Origin of the sequence: Janthinobacterium sp. B9-8 (assembly GCF_000969645.2) — a bacterium.
Taxonomy (GTDB): domain Bacteria; phylum Pseudomonadota; class Gammaproteobacteria; order Burkholderiales; family Chitinibacteraceae; genus Iodobacter.
On the sequence record NZ_CP014222.1, the window covers coordinates 1,004,850 to 1,019,037 of the forward strand.

At 48.6% G+C, this 14,188-nt stretch carries 15 protein-coding genes; 10 read left to right on the forward strand and 5 right to left on the reverse strand.

Annotated elements, in window-relative coordinates:
- Window positions 1-12: 12 nt before the first annotated feature.
- The 5 genes from infB to pnp all read left to right on the forward strand — a co-directional run bounded on the left by infB (window position 13) and on the right by pnp (window position 7,169).
- Window positions 13-2,853, forward strand: coding sequence for a translation initiation factor IF-2 (infB, locus tag VN23_RS04415; RefSeq protein ID WP_046349855.1), 2,841 nt, complete (start codon window positions 13-15; stop codon window positions 2,851-2,853).
- A 106-nt stretch (window positions 2,854-2,959) separates the two neighbouring features.
- Entirely contained in the window at window positions 2,960-3,430 is a 471-nt protein-coding gene (gene rbfA, locus VN23_RS04420; RefSeq protein ID WP_335339390.1) for a 30S ribosome-binding factor RbfA, read from the forward strand.
- Complete coding sequence (gene truB / locus VN23_RS04425) at window positions 3,430-4,347, forward strand: tRNA pseudouridine(55) synthase TruB (protein WP_046349857.1); 918 nt, start codon at window positions 3,430-3,432, stop codon at window positions 4,345-4,347. Before rbfA ends, truB begins: the two co-directional genes overlap by 1 nt.
- Before the next feature lie 121 nt (window positions 4,348-4,468).
- Complete coding sequence (gene rpsO / locus VN23_RS04430; protein WP_046349858.1) at window positions 4,469-4,738, forward strand: 30S ribosomal protein S15; 270 nt, start codon at window positions 4,469-4,471, stop codon at window positions 4,736-4,738.
- 283 nt (window positions 4,739-5,021) lie between these two features.
- Window positions 5,022-7,169, forward strand: coding sequence for a polyribonucleotide nucleotidyltransferase (pnp, locus tag VN23_RS04435; protein ID WP_046349859.1), 2,148 nt, complete (start codon window positions 5,022-5,024; stop codon window positions 7,167-7,169).
- Window positions 7,170-7,271: 102 nt separating this feature from the next.
- Here the strand turns inward: pnp and VN23_RS04440 are convergent, their stop codons facing one another.
- The gene (locus VN23_RS04440; protein WP_046349860.1) at window positions 7,272-7,913 is read right to left on the reverse strand and encodes a ParA family protein; all 642 of its coding nucleotides are present in this window, start codon (window positions 7,911-7,913) and stop codon (window positions 7,272-7,274) included.
- 80 nt (window positions 7,914-7,993) lie between these two features.
- Between VN23_RS04440 and VN23_RS04445 the strand changes: the two genes are divergently transcribed.
- Window positions 7,994-8,434: a hypothetical protein gene (locus VN23_RS04445; protein ID WP_052746346.1), complete on the forward strand. Its 441-nt coding sequence runs from the start codon at window positions 7,994-7,996 to the stop codon at window positions 8,432-8,434.
- 138 nt (window positions 8,435-8,572) lie between these two features.
- Here VN23_RS04445 and VN23_RS04450 read toward each other — a convergent pair whose 3' ends face one another.
- Together VN23_RS04450 and VN23_RS04455 are read right to left on the reverse strand one after the other, a co-directional pair.
- Window positions 8,573-8,986, reverse strand: coding sequence for a hypothetical protein (locus tag VN23_RS04450; RefSeq protein ID WP_046349862.1), 414 nt, complete (start codon window positions 8,984-8,986; stop codon window positions 8,573-8,575).
- Window positions 8,964-9,428 carry an acyl-CoA thioesterase gene (locus tag VN23_RS04455; RefSeq protein WP_046349863.1) on the reverse strand — a complete coding sequence of 155 codons (465 nt, stop codon included), beginning with the start codon at window positions 9,426-9,428 and terminating at the stop codon, window positions 8,964-8,966. Before VN23_RS04455 ends, VN23_RS04450 begins: the two co-directional genes overlap by 23 nt.
- Window positions 9,429-9,547: 119 nt before the next feature.
- Here VN23_RS04455 and VN23_RS04460 point away from each other — a divergent pair, with 119 nt between their 5' ends.
- Window positions 9,548-10,003 (forward strand): universal stress protein, encoded by a 456-nt coding sequence (locus VN23_RS04460; protein WP_046349864.1) that lies wholly within the window; start codon window positions 9,548-9,550, stop codon window positions 10,001-10,003.
- Complete coding sequence (locus VN23_RS04465) at window positions 9,993-10,856, forward strand: radical SAM protein (RefSeq protein ID WP_046349865.1); 864 nt, start codon at window positions 9,993-9,995, stop codon at window positions 10,854-10,856. The genes VN23_RS04460 and VN23_RS04465 overlap by 11 nt, the downstream gene beginning before the upstream one ends.
- On the opposite strand, the gene VN23_RS04470 is transcribed toward VN23_RS04465, so the two are convergent.
- A complete protein-coding gene (locus tag VN23_RS04470; RefSeq protein WP_046349866.1) occupies window positions 10,845-11,174 on the reverse strand; it encodes a helix-turn-helix domain-containing protein in 330 nt (109 codons plus the stop codon). The two genes, VN23_RS04465 and VN23_RS04470, sit on opposite strands and share 12 nt — an antisense overlap.
- 370 nt (window positions 11,175-11,544) lie before the next feature.
- Here VN23_RS04470 and VN23_RS04475 point away from each other — a divergent pair, with 370 nt between their 5' ends.
- Window positions 11,545-11,772, forward strand: a complete 228-nt coding sequence (locus VN23_RS04475; protein WP_046349867.1) for a hypothetical protein — start codon at window positions 11,545-11,547, stop codon at window positions 11,770-11,772.
- 608 nt (window positions 11,773-12,380) lie between these two features.
- Here the strand turns inward: VN23_RS04475 and VN23_RS04485 are convergent.
- A complete protein-coding gene (locus tag VN23_RS04485; RefSeq protein WP_046350162.1) occupies window positions 12,381-13,070 on the reverse strand; it encodes a ComF family protein in 690 nt (229 codons plus the stop codon).
- 108 nt (window positions 13,071-13,178) lie between these two features.
- Between VN23_RS04485 and bioB the strand changes: the two genes are divergently transcribed.
- On the forward strand, window positions 13,179-14,168 hold the full coding sequence (gene bioB, locus VN23_RS04490) for a biotin synthase BioB (protein ID WP_046350163.1): 990 nt from the start codon (window positions 13,179-13,181) through the stop codon (window positions 14,166-14,168).
- Window positions 14,169-14,188 lie beyond the last annotated feature (20 nt).

Below are 14,188 nucleotides of genomic sequence, written 5' to 3' on the forward strand. Positions count from 1 at the left end.
GGAGAGAAATGCATGAGTGAACTCAATGTCAACCAATTTGCGGTAGAGCTAAAGATGCCACCGCAAGAGCTGCTGGAACAATTCCGCGCAGCAGGTGTGAATAAATCGAGTGAAGTAGATGTGGTTACCGCGACTGATAAGGCGTGTCTGCTCGATCACCTGAAAAAGAAGCACGGTAGCGATGGTGATAAAAAAATCGTTGTGAACCGTAAGCAAAATACTGAAATCCGTAAAACAGATTCAACAGGTAAAGCGAAGTCGATTCCAGTAGAAGTACGTAAAAAGCGTGTGGTTGAAGTGTCTGCTGTGGCAGAAGCTGCAGCGCCACGTGCTGCCGAGCCTGCTGCACCTGCATCAGCACAGGTGATTGATGAGGCAGAACGCACCTCTCGCGAAGCGCAAGCGCGTCGCCAGAATGAGTTGTTTGCCCGTCAAGCCGCAGAAATGCGTGCTAAGCAAGGTGGTAAAGCGCCAGCTGAAGTGGCCGCTCCTGCGGCAGTTGTTTCTGTTGCAGCGCCCGTTGCTCCTGCACCAGTTGCAGCTCCTGCACCGACACCGGCTCCAGTTGCCGCGCCTGCAGCAAAACCAGCTCAAGTTGCACCCGCTACGCCAGTTGCAGCGAAGCCGGCTCAGCCTGCGCCTGTTGCCGCCAAGCCAGTGGCCGTTGCGCCTGCTGCAACTCGTCCTTCACCGGGCGCGTCGCAAGCTAGCCATCCGGATCGTCCGCGTGTAGGTATGCGTGTTGAGTTGCGTAAACCACGCAATGAGCCAATGAAAGCGCCAGAGCCAGTTGCACCGGCTCCGGTGGCCGCCCCTGCGCCAGCACCGGCTCCAGTTGCAGCCCCTGCACCCGCGAGTCGTCCAAAACCAGCGGCGACACCAAGCACTGCTTCTCCTGCGGCAAAACCTGGCGATAAAAAGCCAGCAGCCGCACCGGGTAAGAAAGAGCCTTGGAGCGATGGTCGTGGTAAGAAAGGCATTCGCAGTCGTGGTGGCGATGCCGGTAATGATTGGAAGAGCAAGAAGGGTGGCAAGGGCCGTCAGGCTGCAGCTAACCCGGATAACGCACACGGCTTCCAAGCCCCTACTGACAAAGTAGTGCACGAAGTGATGGTTCCAGAAACAATTTCTGTAACTGATCTTGCGCACAAAATGGCCGTGAAGGGCGTTGAAGTCGTTAAAGCCCTGATGAAGATGGGCATGATGGTTACCATCAACCAAGTGCTGGACCAAGAAACCGCGATGATTATCGTCGAGGATATGGGCCATACCCCAATGGCGGCCAAGCTGGATGATCCGGAAATCTATCTGGGTGAAGGCGAAGTTGCAGTTGAGCATGTGTTATTACCGCGCGCACCGGTTGTGACTGTAATGGGTCACGTTGACCACGGTAAAACATCGTTGCTGGATTACATCCGTACCGCCAAAGTGGCGTCGGGTGAAGCGGGTGGTATTACCCAGCATATCGGCGCGTACCATGTACAAACCGAAAAAGGCATGATTACCTTCCTTGATACTCCGGGTCACGAAGCGTTTACCGCGATGCGTGCGCGTGGTGCCAAGCTGACCGATATTGTGGTCTTGGTGGTTGCTGCTGACGATGGCGTGATGCCACAAACCATCGAAGCGATCGCTCACGCGAAAGCCGCCGGTGTGCCGATTGTGGTTGCCGTGAATAAGATTGATAAGCCTGAAGCAAATCCAGAGCGCATCCGTCAAGAACTGGTTACACACGAAGTTGTGCCAGAAGATTGGGGTGGTGACGCGATGTTTGTGGATGTCTCGGCCAAGAAAGGCTTGGGTATCGATGAATTGCTAACAGCGATCTTGCTGCAAGCCGAAGTGCTTGAGCTGACTGCTGCCGAAGATGCTCCTGCGAAAGGGATTATTATTGAAGCACGTCTGGACAAGGGTCGTGGTCCGGTTGCTTCTATGCTGATTCAATCAGGTACATTGCGCAAAGGCGACGTGATTCTTGCTGGCCAGGTATCGGGCCGTGTTCGTGCGATTATCGACGAGCATGGTAAGTCGATCACTGAAGCAGGTCCTTCAATTCCGGTTGAGATTTTGGGTCTGTCTGAAGTGCCGGCTGCTGGTGAAGATGCCATGGTCTTGTCTGATGAGAAGAAAGCGCGTGAAATTGCGTTGTTCCGTCAAGGTAAGTTCCGTGATGTGAAACTGGCTCGTCAACAAGCATCCAAGCTAGAAAACATGATGGCGCAAATGACAGAAGGCGAAGTTCGCAATCTGCCTATCATCATCAAGGCCGACGTACAAGGTTCTGCCGAAGCGTTGTCACAAAGCTTGCAAAAACTGTCTACCGACGAAGTACGCGTGCAAATTCTGCACAGTGCTGTGGGTGGTATCAGTGAGTCTGATATTAACTTGGCACTGGCGTCGAAAGCCGTGGTGGTGGGGTTCAACTCCCGTGCAGATGCAGCGGCGCGTAAGCTTGCCGAGGCCGAAGGCGTGGATATCCGTTACTACAACATCATTTACGATGTAGTTGATGACGTGAAACTGGCTCTGTCAGGCATGCTGGCTCCGGAAAAACGTGAACAAATCATTGGTATGGTTGAGATCCGTCAGGTCTTTACTGTTTCCAAGGTGGGCACGATTGCAGGTTGCTTGGTGATGGAAGGCTTGATCCGCAGTCATGCGGGTGTTCGCTTGCTGCGTAATAACGTGGTTGTTCACCAAGGTACGCTCGATAGCTTGAAGCGCTACAAAGACGATGCCAAGGAAGTGAAGGCTGGCTTTGAATGTGGTCTAAGCTTGAAGAACTACAATGACTTGCAACTGGGCGACCAGTTGGAAATCTTCGAAATTATCGAAGTTGCTCGCTCCCTCTAAAATGCATGCCATTTTTTCTGCTTAAGAAAAAGTGGCTGCACGTAGAAAGTGAGTTGAATACGGCAAAGGCGGGCAACCGCCTTTCGCCTTTTTAAAGTAGCTATAAGTGTTTGCGCCAAAGGCCCTAGAGCAAGCGCAAAGCTTTGGCTGGACTCTAGAGGCATATATGGCCAAGCAATTTACTCGTGCCGATCGCGTGGCACAACAAATTCAACGTGATTTAGCCACCGTGATTCGTGCGGAGCTGGATCATCCACAAGCATCTTTGATTACAATTACTGACGTAGAAGTTACGCGTGATTACTCGCATGCCAATGTATTTTATACTTTCCTCGGCACAGAAGAGCAGGGTAAAGACATTGCATCTTTGATCGAGCGTGCTAAGGGCTTTTTGCGCAGCCAGCTGGCGCGTGGTATTTCTTTATACAAAATGCCGGAATTGCATTTTGAATACGATCATTCGGTTGAGCACGGTATGAATTTATCCCGCTTGATCGATCAAGCCACTAGCTTGCCAAAAGCGCCTGAAGACGATGAATTGGGTGCGGATGATGAAAAAACGGCTGGCAAGGAATAATGGCTAAACGAAAGATTGACGGTGTTTTATTGCTGGATAAGCCTTTTGGTATTTCCAGTAATAACGCTTTGCAAAAAGCGCGTTGGTTGTTGCAGGCAGAAAAAGGCGGCCACACTGGCGTGTTAGATCCATTTGCAACCGGTTTATTGCCTCTGTGTTTTGGTGAAGCCACTAAATTTGCCCAGCGAATGTTAGAGGCCGATAAAGGCTACCGCGCAACCATCAAGCTGGGCGAAGTTTCAACCACGCTGGATGGCGAAGGTGAAATCACCAAGAGTGGCGATGCACCGAGCGATGAGGCTTTGATTCGTGCGGCAGTTAACACGTTTGTCGGGCCGATTGTCCAAACTCCGCCGATGTATTCCGCGCTTAAAGTTCAAGGCAAGGCCTTGTACGAGTACGCTCGTGAAGGCGTGGTGCTCGAGCGCCAGTCGCGGCAGATTACCATCTACAGTATCGATATTATTTCGATTGAAGGTGATGTGTTAGTGATTGATGTTAGCTGTTCAAAAGGCACATATATTCGAGTGCTGGCGGAAGATATCGGTAAGGCTCTGGGGTGTGGGGCTTACTTAACGGGCCTGCGCCGTACCAGAACAGCAGGTTTTTTGTTGGAAAGCTCGGTCAATTTGGACGATTACAATCATGTGCCGGTTGAAGAACGTGATGGCTTTTTATTGCCCGCAGATTGCCTGTTGCTTGATTTGCCTGCCTTGTTTTTTGATGCGGCTGAGTTTGAAAAAATTCGCCATGGCATGACGGTAGAGCGTTCAGGTTTGCTGCCCGGCGAGTATCGTCTTTACGCCGAGGGGGAAAGCAGGGATAATGCACGGTTCATCGGTTTGGGCGAAGTGGCAGCAAGCGATGAGAATCCGCATGCGTGGCTGCGGCCTAAACGACTTCTATCTGGTTTGTAAAAATCAGCTGGATTAAAGGGAGCTTAATTGGGTTTGAGCATTCGTCAGAATGAAAGGCTCGGTTTGGCTCGACGGCTCTTTATAATGTGTAAAGAAGCCTTATCTCACTGGAGCAGTAAGCATGTCCGTAACAGTTACTCAAAAAGCAGATATCGTTAAGAAGTTCCAACGCGCTGAAGGCGATACTGGTAGTCCTGAAGTTCAAGTTGCATTGTTGACAGCACGTATCAATGACTTGACACCTCACTTTAAAGCCAACAAGAAAGATCACCACTCACGTCGTGGTTTGCTCAAGATGGTTAGCACACGTCGTCGCCTGCTGGATTACTTCAAGCGTGTTAACTCTGAAGGTTACCGCGCCCTGATCGCTGAACTCGGTCTGCGTAAGTAATAAGAAAAGTCGTAGTCGCAAGACTGCGACTTTTTTGTTGTTGGTATTCTTTAGAAAAGCGCCACGGACTTCCTTGTCACTATTACGCAAGAAACCGTGGCACTTTTTTAAGCAAGAACCTTCAAACCTGTCAAACAGCGGTTTCGGCGGCGGGTTGAAGAAGTCTCGGTGTGTATTTGCTGAGCCTATTGGTTGTGCCGAAGCCGGCAGCAGTTCAGTCAAGCTGCAGCGGAAACCGATCACGCCTTGGACTGGAGGCGTTAGTGTGAAAAAAGGAAAGTCAGTGTTCAATAAAATTGTGAAATCATTCCAGTACGGTAAGCATAATGTCACCATGGAAACGGGTGAAATTGCCCGTCAGGCGAGTGGTGCCGTTCTGATTAATATGGACGATACCGTTGTTCTCGTGACGGTTGTAGCCGCGCGTGACGTTAAGCCAGGTCAGGATTTCTTTCCGCTGACCGTTGATTACCAAGAGCGTACTTACGCTGCTGGTCGTATCCCAGGTGGTTTCTTTAAACGTGAAGGCCGTCCTTCCGAAAAAGAAATTTTAACTTGCCGCCTGATTGATCGTCCGATTCGTCCCCTGTTCCCTGAAGGTTTTTACAACGACATCCAGATTATTGCGACAGTGATGTCGGTTAATCCTGAAGTCGATCCAGACATCGTTGCGATGCTGGGTGCTTCTGCTGCCTTGTCGATCTCTGGTGTGCCTTTTGATGGCCCGATCGGCGCTGCACGCGTTGCCTATATCAATGGTGAATACGTACTTTGCCCAACCTTGTCTGAGCTGAAAACCAGCCAGATGGATCTGGTGGTTGCGGGTACTTCACAAGCTGTTCTGATGGTTGAATCTGAAGCAGATGAATTGTCTGAATCCATCATGCTGGGCGCGGTTGTGTTTGGTCACGAGCAAATGCAAGTGGCGATCAATGCAATCAATGAGCTGGCTGATGAAGCAAATCCGGAATTGTTTGCATGGGATGCACCTGTTGCCAATGAAGCGCTGGTTGCACAAGTTCGCGCAGTAGCGGCGGCTGGCTTATCAGATGCATTTAAATTGCGTCAAAAGCAATTACGCACCATCAAGATCAATGAAACTTGGGCTTTGGTTAAAGCGGCGTTGATTACAGAAGAAACCGGTACTCTGGCTGCCAACGAAATCAAAGGCATCTTTAAAGGTCTGGAAGCTGAAATCGTTCGCGGTCAGATTCTGGATGGCTACCCGCGTATTGATGGCCGTGATACACGCACGGTTCGCCCTATCACCATCCGTTCTGGCGTGTTGCCACGCACGCATGGCTCGGTGCTATTTACTCGCGGTGAAACACAAGCGATCGCAGTGGCGACCTTGGGTACTAAGCTTGATGAGCAAAAAATTGATGCATTGGCAGGTGCTTACACAGATCGCTTTATGCTGCATTACAACTTCCCTCCGTACTCGACCGGTGAAACAGGTCGTGTAGGTACACCGAAGCGTCGTGAAATTGGTCACGGTCGTTTGGCTAAGCGTGCACTGGCTGCAATGCTGCCTTCGGTTGAAGACTTTGGTTATTCGATGCGCGTTGTTTCGGAAATTACCGAATCAAACGGTTCAAGCTCGATGGCTTCAGTTTGTGGTGGTTGTCTGGCCTTGATGGATGCGGGCGTTCCGATGAAAAACCACGTGGCCGGTATCGCCATGGGCTTGATCAAAGAAGGCAATCGCTTTGCAGTATTGTCCGATATCTTGGGTGATGAAGATCATTTGGGCGATATGGACTTTAAAGTGGCGGGTACTGAAAACGGTATCACCGCACTGCAAATGGACATCAAGATCAACGGCATCACTAAAGAAATCATGAAAGTGGCTCTGGATCAGGCACAAGAAGGCCGTGCGCATATCCTTGCCATCATGAAAGGCACAATGGAAGGCGCGCGCACTGAAGTGAGCGAGCATGCCCCACGCCTTTACACCATGAAAATCAATCCGGAAAAAATCCGTGATGTGATCGGTAAGGGTGGTTCGGTGATTCGTGCGCTGACCGAAGAAACCGGCACACAGATTGATATCCAGGAAGATGGCACGATCACCATCGCTTCGGTCTCGGCTGAAGGTGCGGATGAAGCTAAGCGTCGCATTGCAGACATCACGGCTGAAGTTGAAATCGGCAAGATCTACGAAGGTCCAGTTGTTAAGATTCTGGACAACAACGTCGGCGCGATTGTATCGATCATGCCGGGTAAAGATGGTTTGGTTCATATCAGCCAGATTGCTAACGAGCGCATCAAAAACGTGGGCGACTACCTGAAAGAAGGCCAGATTGTTCGCGTTAAAGTGATCGAGCAAGACGAGCGTGGCCGTATCCGTTTGTCGATTAAAGCGGTAACAAATGAAGAGTCGCCAGTGGCTGCTGAAGCTGTTGTTGCACCGGTTGAAGCCGCAGAGTAATTGCTGCGCTTTACCAAATAAAAATGCCGACCTGAATGGGTCGGCATTTTTTTGTCTGCTAAAAAGGCGAGGGGCTAGGCTTACCACCTTATATGGGAAAGCTTAGCGCAATTGGCGTTTGTTGCTCACCAGCCAGTCCAGCAGAGGTTGCCACTGCACACGGTCTTGCTTGGTGCGGGATGTCGGCAAATCGAATAATGTCAGGCCCCGTTGTATGCTTTGTACATAAAGCTGGGTTTCCCGAATGCAAGTCAGCAGGGGGAGATCAAATTGCTTTAGAAAATCACTAAGCTGCTGGGCGGATTGGGTACGTGGATTAACACGCATTCCTACCACGGCCACCGAGATTTCTTCCCGGCGGATGGCTTTAACTTCTGCAAGCTCCTCAAAAAATGCCGCGCTGGCCCACATATCGAAGGCAGAGGGCAGAACGGGGATCACTACATGATCAACCCGCATTAGTGCTTGTTTTAAGCGCTTGCCGTGTAAGCCTGCTGGGGAGTCCAGTACGGCAATGCCCGTGCCTTTGGGCGGTCTTGCTTTTTGCTCTTCATCTAAATCCCAGCCACGAATCTGCGGAGATTCGCTGGGGCGTAATGACAGCCAGTGGCGGCTGGATTGCTGGCTATCAATATCACCCAGCATCACGGCTTCTTCCTGCCATGCAAACCATGCTGCCAAATGAGTTGAGAGGGTGGATTTTCCACTTCCACCTTTGGGATTTGCAATAAGTATGCTGCGCATAATGGCCTGAGAAGTGAATAGAGCGGTTTATATCATTTATATAGTTTATACTGTTTTTACCTTATATGGGAGAGCGTGTTATGGCCTCAAGTAAAGCTAGAGAAATAAAAGAAGAAGTTGTTGTTGAGGAAAAGAAGCCTGCCGTAAGAAGTACGGCAGCAAGCCGGCGCAGAGCAGCAAAGCCTGCGCCTGTTCTAGAGCTCTCTGTACAAGCTGTTGCCGAATTGCCTGATGTGATCGCTGTAGATGAGGTGCTTCAGGTGGTGGGAAAAAAAGCAAAAGTAGCTAAACCCAAAAAACCTAAGTTGGTTCGTGATAGTTTTACGATTCCAGAGCTGGAATATATTCAGCTGGCGGCATTAAAACAACGTTGTCTGGATGCAGGTCTGGCCGTTAAAAAAAGTGAACTATTAAGGGCAGGTTTGCAGGCCTTGGTGGCGATGCCGAGCGATGCTTTAATTAAACAGTTTGATTCGCTTGAAAAGCTAAAAACCGGACGCCCATCTGCCCGTGCTGAATAGAAGTTTTATTTGCGTGGATGTGGTACTGAATGAAGAGCCGTCTTAAAAAGACAAAGCCTGAAGAAGTGAAGGCTTCTTCAGGTTGTTTTTTGCTGCCTTTATCCGGGAAGTAAGCGATAAAGATTCTGAGATGTCAGCTTATGATTCAAATGCAGATTGCAGTGCATCAAGGGTAAGGTGCCAGTGGTTGAGCATATGGCCAAATACAGCCAGCTCAGCATCATTGATGATTTGATCCGATTTGGATAAATCAAGTGCCATAGCGGCAACATGCAGACGTTTTTTTGGGTCGCTCACACTATCTAGAATAAGATCAATTCGCTCGCGATTAATGAGGCTGATTTGGCCATTTTCATCGGCTTCGTCGGAAATATCATTACAATAATCTTGTAAAACTTGAATAAAACCTTTGCGGCTAATGCCGATGGCTTCATAAACATGTAAATGTTCTAATTCTTCTAGCTCTTCAGGATTGAAGTTGCCATCACAAACCATCTGCATGACTAAAATGCGTGCCATTGCTTCCGGGCTATTGTTTACGTATTTTTTCATTTTTATTCCTTAATGCTTGGAGCGCTTGTTCAAATGAAGCAGGCGCAGGGGCTCGTTTGTGTGTGGTGTGGTAATCAAAAAAAACAATAGATGTTTTTGCGACTGCAATTTCCATTTGATCAATGACCCGATCTACCCGGTAATACAAATCAAAACCAATTCGGCTTAGCTGATCTATCACTAGTGTGATATTAAGCTGATCGCCTAAAAATGCTTCATGCCGGAATTGAATCTCTGCATCAGCCAATATGATGCCAGAGGTCGTGGCATTACCCAATTCTGTGTGGTTTAAATGTGCTAAAAAACGGACTCTGGCTTCGTGCAGCATACCAAGTAATGCTTGATTTGCAAGATGATTGCCATAGTTTAGATCAGTAATGCGCACATCGAGCTGCGTGATAAAATCTGCACCGGCAGGAAATGCGAGTTTAAGTCTGGGCATTATTGAATCGGCGGTTAAACATATGCTAACGAGTGTATGCTGAAGCTTTATACAAGGCAACAGTCGCTTGCTGTTAAACTAATCGTCTATATCCCTATCTTTAAATAAGGAGACTTATCATGTATCAGCGCATATTAGTGCCCGTGGATAATAGTGATACCAGTGCCGCCGCTATTGTTGAAGGACGGCGTTTTGCAGGAGATCAAAGGGCAAAAGTAAAATTGATCCATGTGGTTGATTTGGCTCAATTTGCCTGGAGCGCGAACGAATTCTTAGATGTGCCGCAATTGCAAAATGCATTACGTCAATCGGGTGAAAAATTATTAGCAGAGCTGGCTGAGGGATTAAGAGCGGATGGTCTGGATGTTGAAACCAGCTTGCTTGAATCTTGGGGTGGCAATTTAGCTTTGGCTATTGTTAAAGAAGCAGAAAGCTGGTCTGCTGATTTAATTGTAATGGGTACGCATGGCTATGGTGGCTTAACTCATTTATTAATGGGTAGTGTGGCAGAAGGGGTGGTGCATGCCACGCCGGTTCCTGTGTTATTGGTGAGAGCAAAGGCGAATGACAAGTAAGACGACACAGATTTTGCAAGTAGTCGATCACAGCCGGGATAGTGCCGGCTGTGTTTACGTCTATCCCGTGGTATCACGGCGTGCGGGGGGGGTGTCTGTGGGGATTAACCTTAATCCTAACAATGCCTGCAACTGGCGCTGCGTCTATTGTCAAGTGCCTGATTTAATTCGCGGTGGTGCACCGCAGCTTGATTTAGAGTTAATGCAATCTGAATTGCGCCATTTATTGCACGATATTGTGCATGGCGATTTTATGCAAACGCGTGTGCCGCCCGAAGCGCGCCGCTTAAATGATGTGGCTTTTTCTGGTAATGGTGAGCCAACTAGCAGCGTGCAATTTTTAGCCTGTGTAGAGGGGGTTGCTGCCGTACTACAAGAGTTTGAACTGGTCGGAAAAATCAAACTGGTGCTGATTACCAATGGCAGCCAGCTGGATCGCGAGCAGGTACAAACCGCATTGGGCATCATGCGCGATTTGGGCGGAGAAGTGTGGTTCAAGCTGGATCGTGCACCGCTGGATGGCTTCTCGGTGGTAAATCAGATCCAGCATAAGCAAACGCAAGTTGCGCGGCGTTTAATGCTGGCGGCACAGCATTGCCCTACATGGATTCAAACATGCATGTTTGAAATGGACGGGGCATTGCCGGATGAGGAGCAAGTAACCGCTTATTTGGATTTTCTGCAGGAAAGAATCGCAGCGGGTGTGCAGCTGGAGGGCGTGTTGCTTTATGGTCTGGCACGGCCTTCGATGCAGGCAGAGGCAAGCAGACTGCTTGCAGCCCCATCAGAATGGATGCAAAAGCTAGCCCAGCGTATCGCTGGGCTTGGGCTTGAAGTAAAACTAAGCTTGTAGCTGATTACTGCTCTTGGCTGGCTGAAACGGTTTGTCGTCAGCGTGGGCATGTGCCGCAGCACGTAGCGTGTTGTACAGCTCAACGCGTTCTTCGCGAAGATGCTGAATAATTTGGTAGTCTTCGCGATTAATGCGTTCCAGGTCGATTTGCTCAACATGAACAACGCGGAGTAATTCGCGAACTGGGCGTGGCATATTGCGGCCGCTTTCGTAGCGGGAGCCGCCACTTTGTGTTACACCGATGCGGCTCCAAAACTCTTGCTGGTTTAAGCCGAGTTGCTGACGAACTTCACGTGGGTTGATGGTCTGGTTTTGCATGGTTTTTCCTCTTTGTGACGCATGTGCTGATAAGACATGTTCAGCAGGCTCATGCCATCTGAATGTTGCCGTCATTTTAGCGATCTAAACCACAATACACATGTCACTATTACACGATTAATCCTGTAATAATTTACGCAAATGCTTGGGAACTTATTGTGTGAAATTTAAAAACTGAAGGATCGAATGAGGGTGTTTATGAATAAATAAAGATCAATTAAATGAGGCTATTTGTCTCTCGCTTGCTCGATAGCGGTTATGCTTTGGCCTGCTATGATTTTAAGCCGTGATTTTACGAGCAAGATATAAGGGAAATAGATTAGATTTTTTGCGCATAATCGTTCGGCGCACAGGAATATATGGTTATATCTTGCAAGATAAAGGAAATGATTTAAATAAAATTACGTGTGGTTATGTTTTTTATTTTTTATATGCGGAATATGATGCTAATGAAGCTCATCGTTATAATATTGGCCGCTTTTTTCCTGCATGTGCAGCATCAATGCCTGCAAAGATTTGCGGTGGCGATAGCCATTGGCCGCTAATGTCTTACCAGATCAGCACCAGTGAAGGGGGGGTATTTCTGTTGCAATATTAAAAGAAGTTTTTAAACGACCCGAATCGCCCCATATTGCGCTTATTCCCTTGGTACGTTGTGTGAATGAGGCTGAATCTTATCGTGGTTTTGATGTGGCAATGTCTATGTTTAAAACGCCAGAGCGTGAACAGAAATTTATTTTCTAAAAAAGTTATCATAGCCTCACGCCTTCTTATTTATATGCCAGCGCACGTTATGCAAATCCACCGGTAAAAACGCAGGCAGATTTAGCACATTTAAAAGTTTACGCTGTACATGGCGGGGCAACCCCTTATGCGTAATTGCCGGAGAATAAAATAGATCGTGGTGCATATACTTATTTAAGCTTACTGAAAAAAAATAGACCAGCATCGTTGTGATGTAGTTGTAGATATGCGTGAAATTTCCCTAGGGCTTTCAAAACTAGGATTGTTTGTTTTAGAAAGTAATGTCTACCAGATTTAGCCATTACCCGGGGTGCAAAAAGATCCGATTTCTTTTGGTGTGAGCAAAAAGCATCTTGGTGCCAGGCAATTAATTCAGAGGATAGACAGGGGGCTGCTTGAATTAATGAGCAATGGCAAAATGGCGGGTATTATCCGGCGTTATCAGCAATAGTGATTTGTTTTTTAAATGGCTCGCGCTAATACCCAAGCATCTACGCGTAATGCGCCAGCTTCTTTTAAGCAAGCCGCTGCGGCATGCAGGCTGGAGCCTGATGTCATCACATCGTCCACAATGACGATATGCTTTCCCGCCAGATTTTGCTGGGTGTAAAAAGCGTTGCGCATATTTTTGTGACGCTCTGCCTGAGAGAGCCGGGCCTGATGCTCGGTATTGATGCGGCGCTTCAGTGTATTGAGCTGAATTGGAATATGTAGCTGTCGGGCACTTATTTGGGCTAGCTCAAAGGCTTGATTGTAACCCCGCTCTTTTAAACGGGCGGGGTGCAATGGTAAGGGAATAATGAAATCGGGCCGGGGTGAACGGCTTACGGTGGCTAAGAGTAATTGCCCCAGCGTGGGCAGCAATGACCATTGTCCGGAAAACTTAGCTGCAATGATTAGCTCCTTGATCGGAGCGGTATAGATAAAAGCTGCATAGCTAAAATCAAATGCGGGCGGGCGATTTAAACAGGCCGCGCACAGGCCGCCATCATAGGTGGGCAGGGCGCATTTGGGGCAAAGGGCTTGGCTTAAATAAGGCAAATGACGGAGGCAGGCAGGGCAAAGCGCGCTGTTTTTGCAGCTGGCCGCACAGAGCACACAGCGGCAGGGTGGCGCACAGTTGTCCAAAAAATTAACGATAAAATTTGACAACTCGGTGCTCGATTCAGACAATCACCCCTTGATTATGCGTTTTACCTTGGAAAATACCAGCGGCTTTCGCTGAGCCAAGGCCCAATTTGGATGTCTATGCCCATGACGATGACTCAACATCAAGCCCAAACGATTGAATTTAAACGCCTGACACCTCATCCGGAAAGTGGTGCTTACTCGCTGGATGCAGTGGCTGAGTTGTTTGAATTGCCTTTTAATGATTTGGTATTCCGTGCCCAGACCGTGCATCGCCAGCATTTTGACGCCAATAAAGTACAGCTTTCAACTTTGCTGTCAGTAAAAACGGGTGGCTGCTCAGAAGACTGTGGCTATTGCTCGCAATCAGCCCGATACGATACCGGCCTGGAAAAAGAAATATTGATGAACGCCGATGAAGTGATCGACGTGGCACGCATTGCAAAAGAAAACGGCGCATCGCGTTTCTGTATGGGCGCAGCATGGCGCGGCCCTAAGACCAAAGATTTAGTTGAAGTCAAAAAAATGATTGCGGGCGTGAAAGCGCTGGGCTTAGAAACGTGCGCTACTTTTGGAATGCTGAAAGAAGGGCAAGCTGAAGAGCTGCGTGATTCAGGCTTGGATTATTACAACCATAACCTTGATACCTCGCCAGAAAATTACGCCAATATCGTGACCAGCCACAGCTATCAGGATCGCCTAGATACCTTGGGCAAGGTGCGCAAAGCAGGCCTGAATGTCTGTAGCGGCGGGATTGTGGGTTTGGGTGAAACAAGGTTAGATCGCGTTGGCCTGATCGCTCAGCTGGCTAATTTAGAGCCGCAGCCTGATTCGGTGCCGATTAATAATCTGGTGAAGATCGAAGGTACGCCGCTAGAAGAAGGCGAGGCGATTGATTGGACAGAATTCGTGCGTATGATCGCCGTGGCCCGAATCACCATGCCCAAATCCTTTGTACGCCTTTCCGCTGGCCGCCAGCAAATGCCAGAAGCCATGCAAGCTTTGTGTTTTATGGCAGGGGCGAATTCGATTTTCTACGGCGATAAATTGCTGACTACTGGCAACCCCGATGTGAGCCGCGATCGTAATCTATTTGCTAAGTTGAATATTCAGCCATTGTAGGGTGGGTATTAGCTTAAAAA

Bases quoted from the DNA above. Each gene is read 5' to 3' on its own strand.
- VN23_RS04445 (WP_052746346.1), top strand. From the start codon at position 7,994: ATGGCCTCAAGTAAAGCTAGAGAAATAAAAGAAGAAGTTGTTGTTGAG.
- VN23_RS04465 (WP_046349865.1), top strand. From the start codon at position 9,993: ATGACAAGTAAGACGACACAGATTTTGCAAGTAGTCGATCACAGCCGG.
- VN23_RS04440 (WP_046349860.1), bottom strand. From the start codon at position 7,913: ATGCGCAGCATACTTATTGCAAATCCCAAAGGTGGAAGTGGAAAATCC.
- rpsO (WP_046349858.1), top strand. From the start codon at position 4,469: ATGTCCGTAACAGTTACTCAAAAAGCAGATATCGTTAAGAAGTTCCAA.
- VN23_RS04460 (WP_046349864.1), top strand. From the start codon at position 9,548: ATGTATCAGCGCATATTAGTGCCCGTGGATAATAGTGATACCAGTGCC.
- infB (WP_046349855.1), top strand. From the start codon at position 13: ATGAGTGAACTCAATGTCAACCAATTTGCGGTAGAGCTAAAGATGCCA.
- bioB (WP_046350163.1), top strand. From the start codon at position 13,179: ATGACTCAACATCAAGCCCAAACGATTGAATTTAAACGCCTGACACCT.
- VN23_RS04470 (WP_046349866.1), bottom strand. From the start codon at position 11,174: ATGCAAAACCAGACCATCAACCCACGTGAAGTTCGTCAGCAACTCGGC.
- VN23_RS04455 (WP_046349863.1), bottom strand. From the start codon at position 9,428: ATGCCCAGACTTAAACTCGCATTTCCTGCCGGTGCAGATTTTATCACG.
- VN23_RS04450 (WP_046349862.1), bottom strand. From the start codon at position 8,986: ATGAAAAAATACGTAAACAATAGCCCGGAAGCAATGGCACGCATTTTA.
- truB (WP_046349857.1), top strand. From the start codon at position 3,430: ATGGCTAAACGAAAGATTGACGGTGTTTTATTGCTGGATAAGCCTTTT.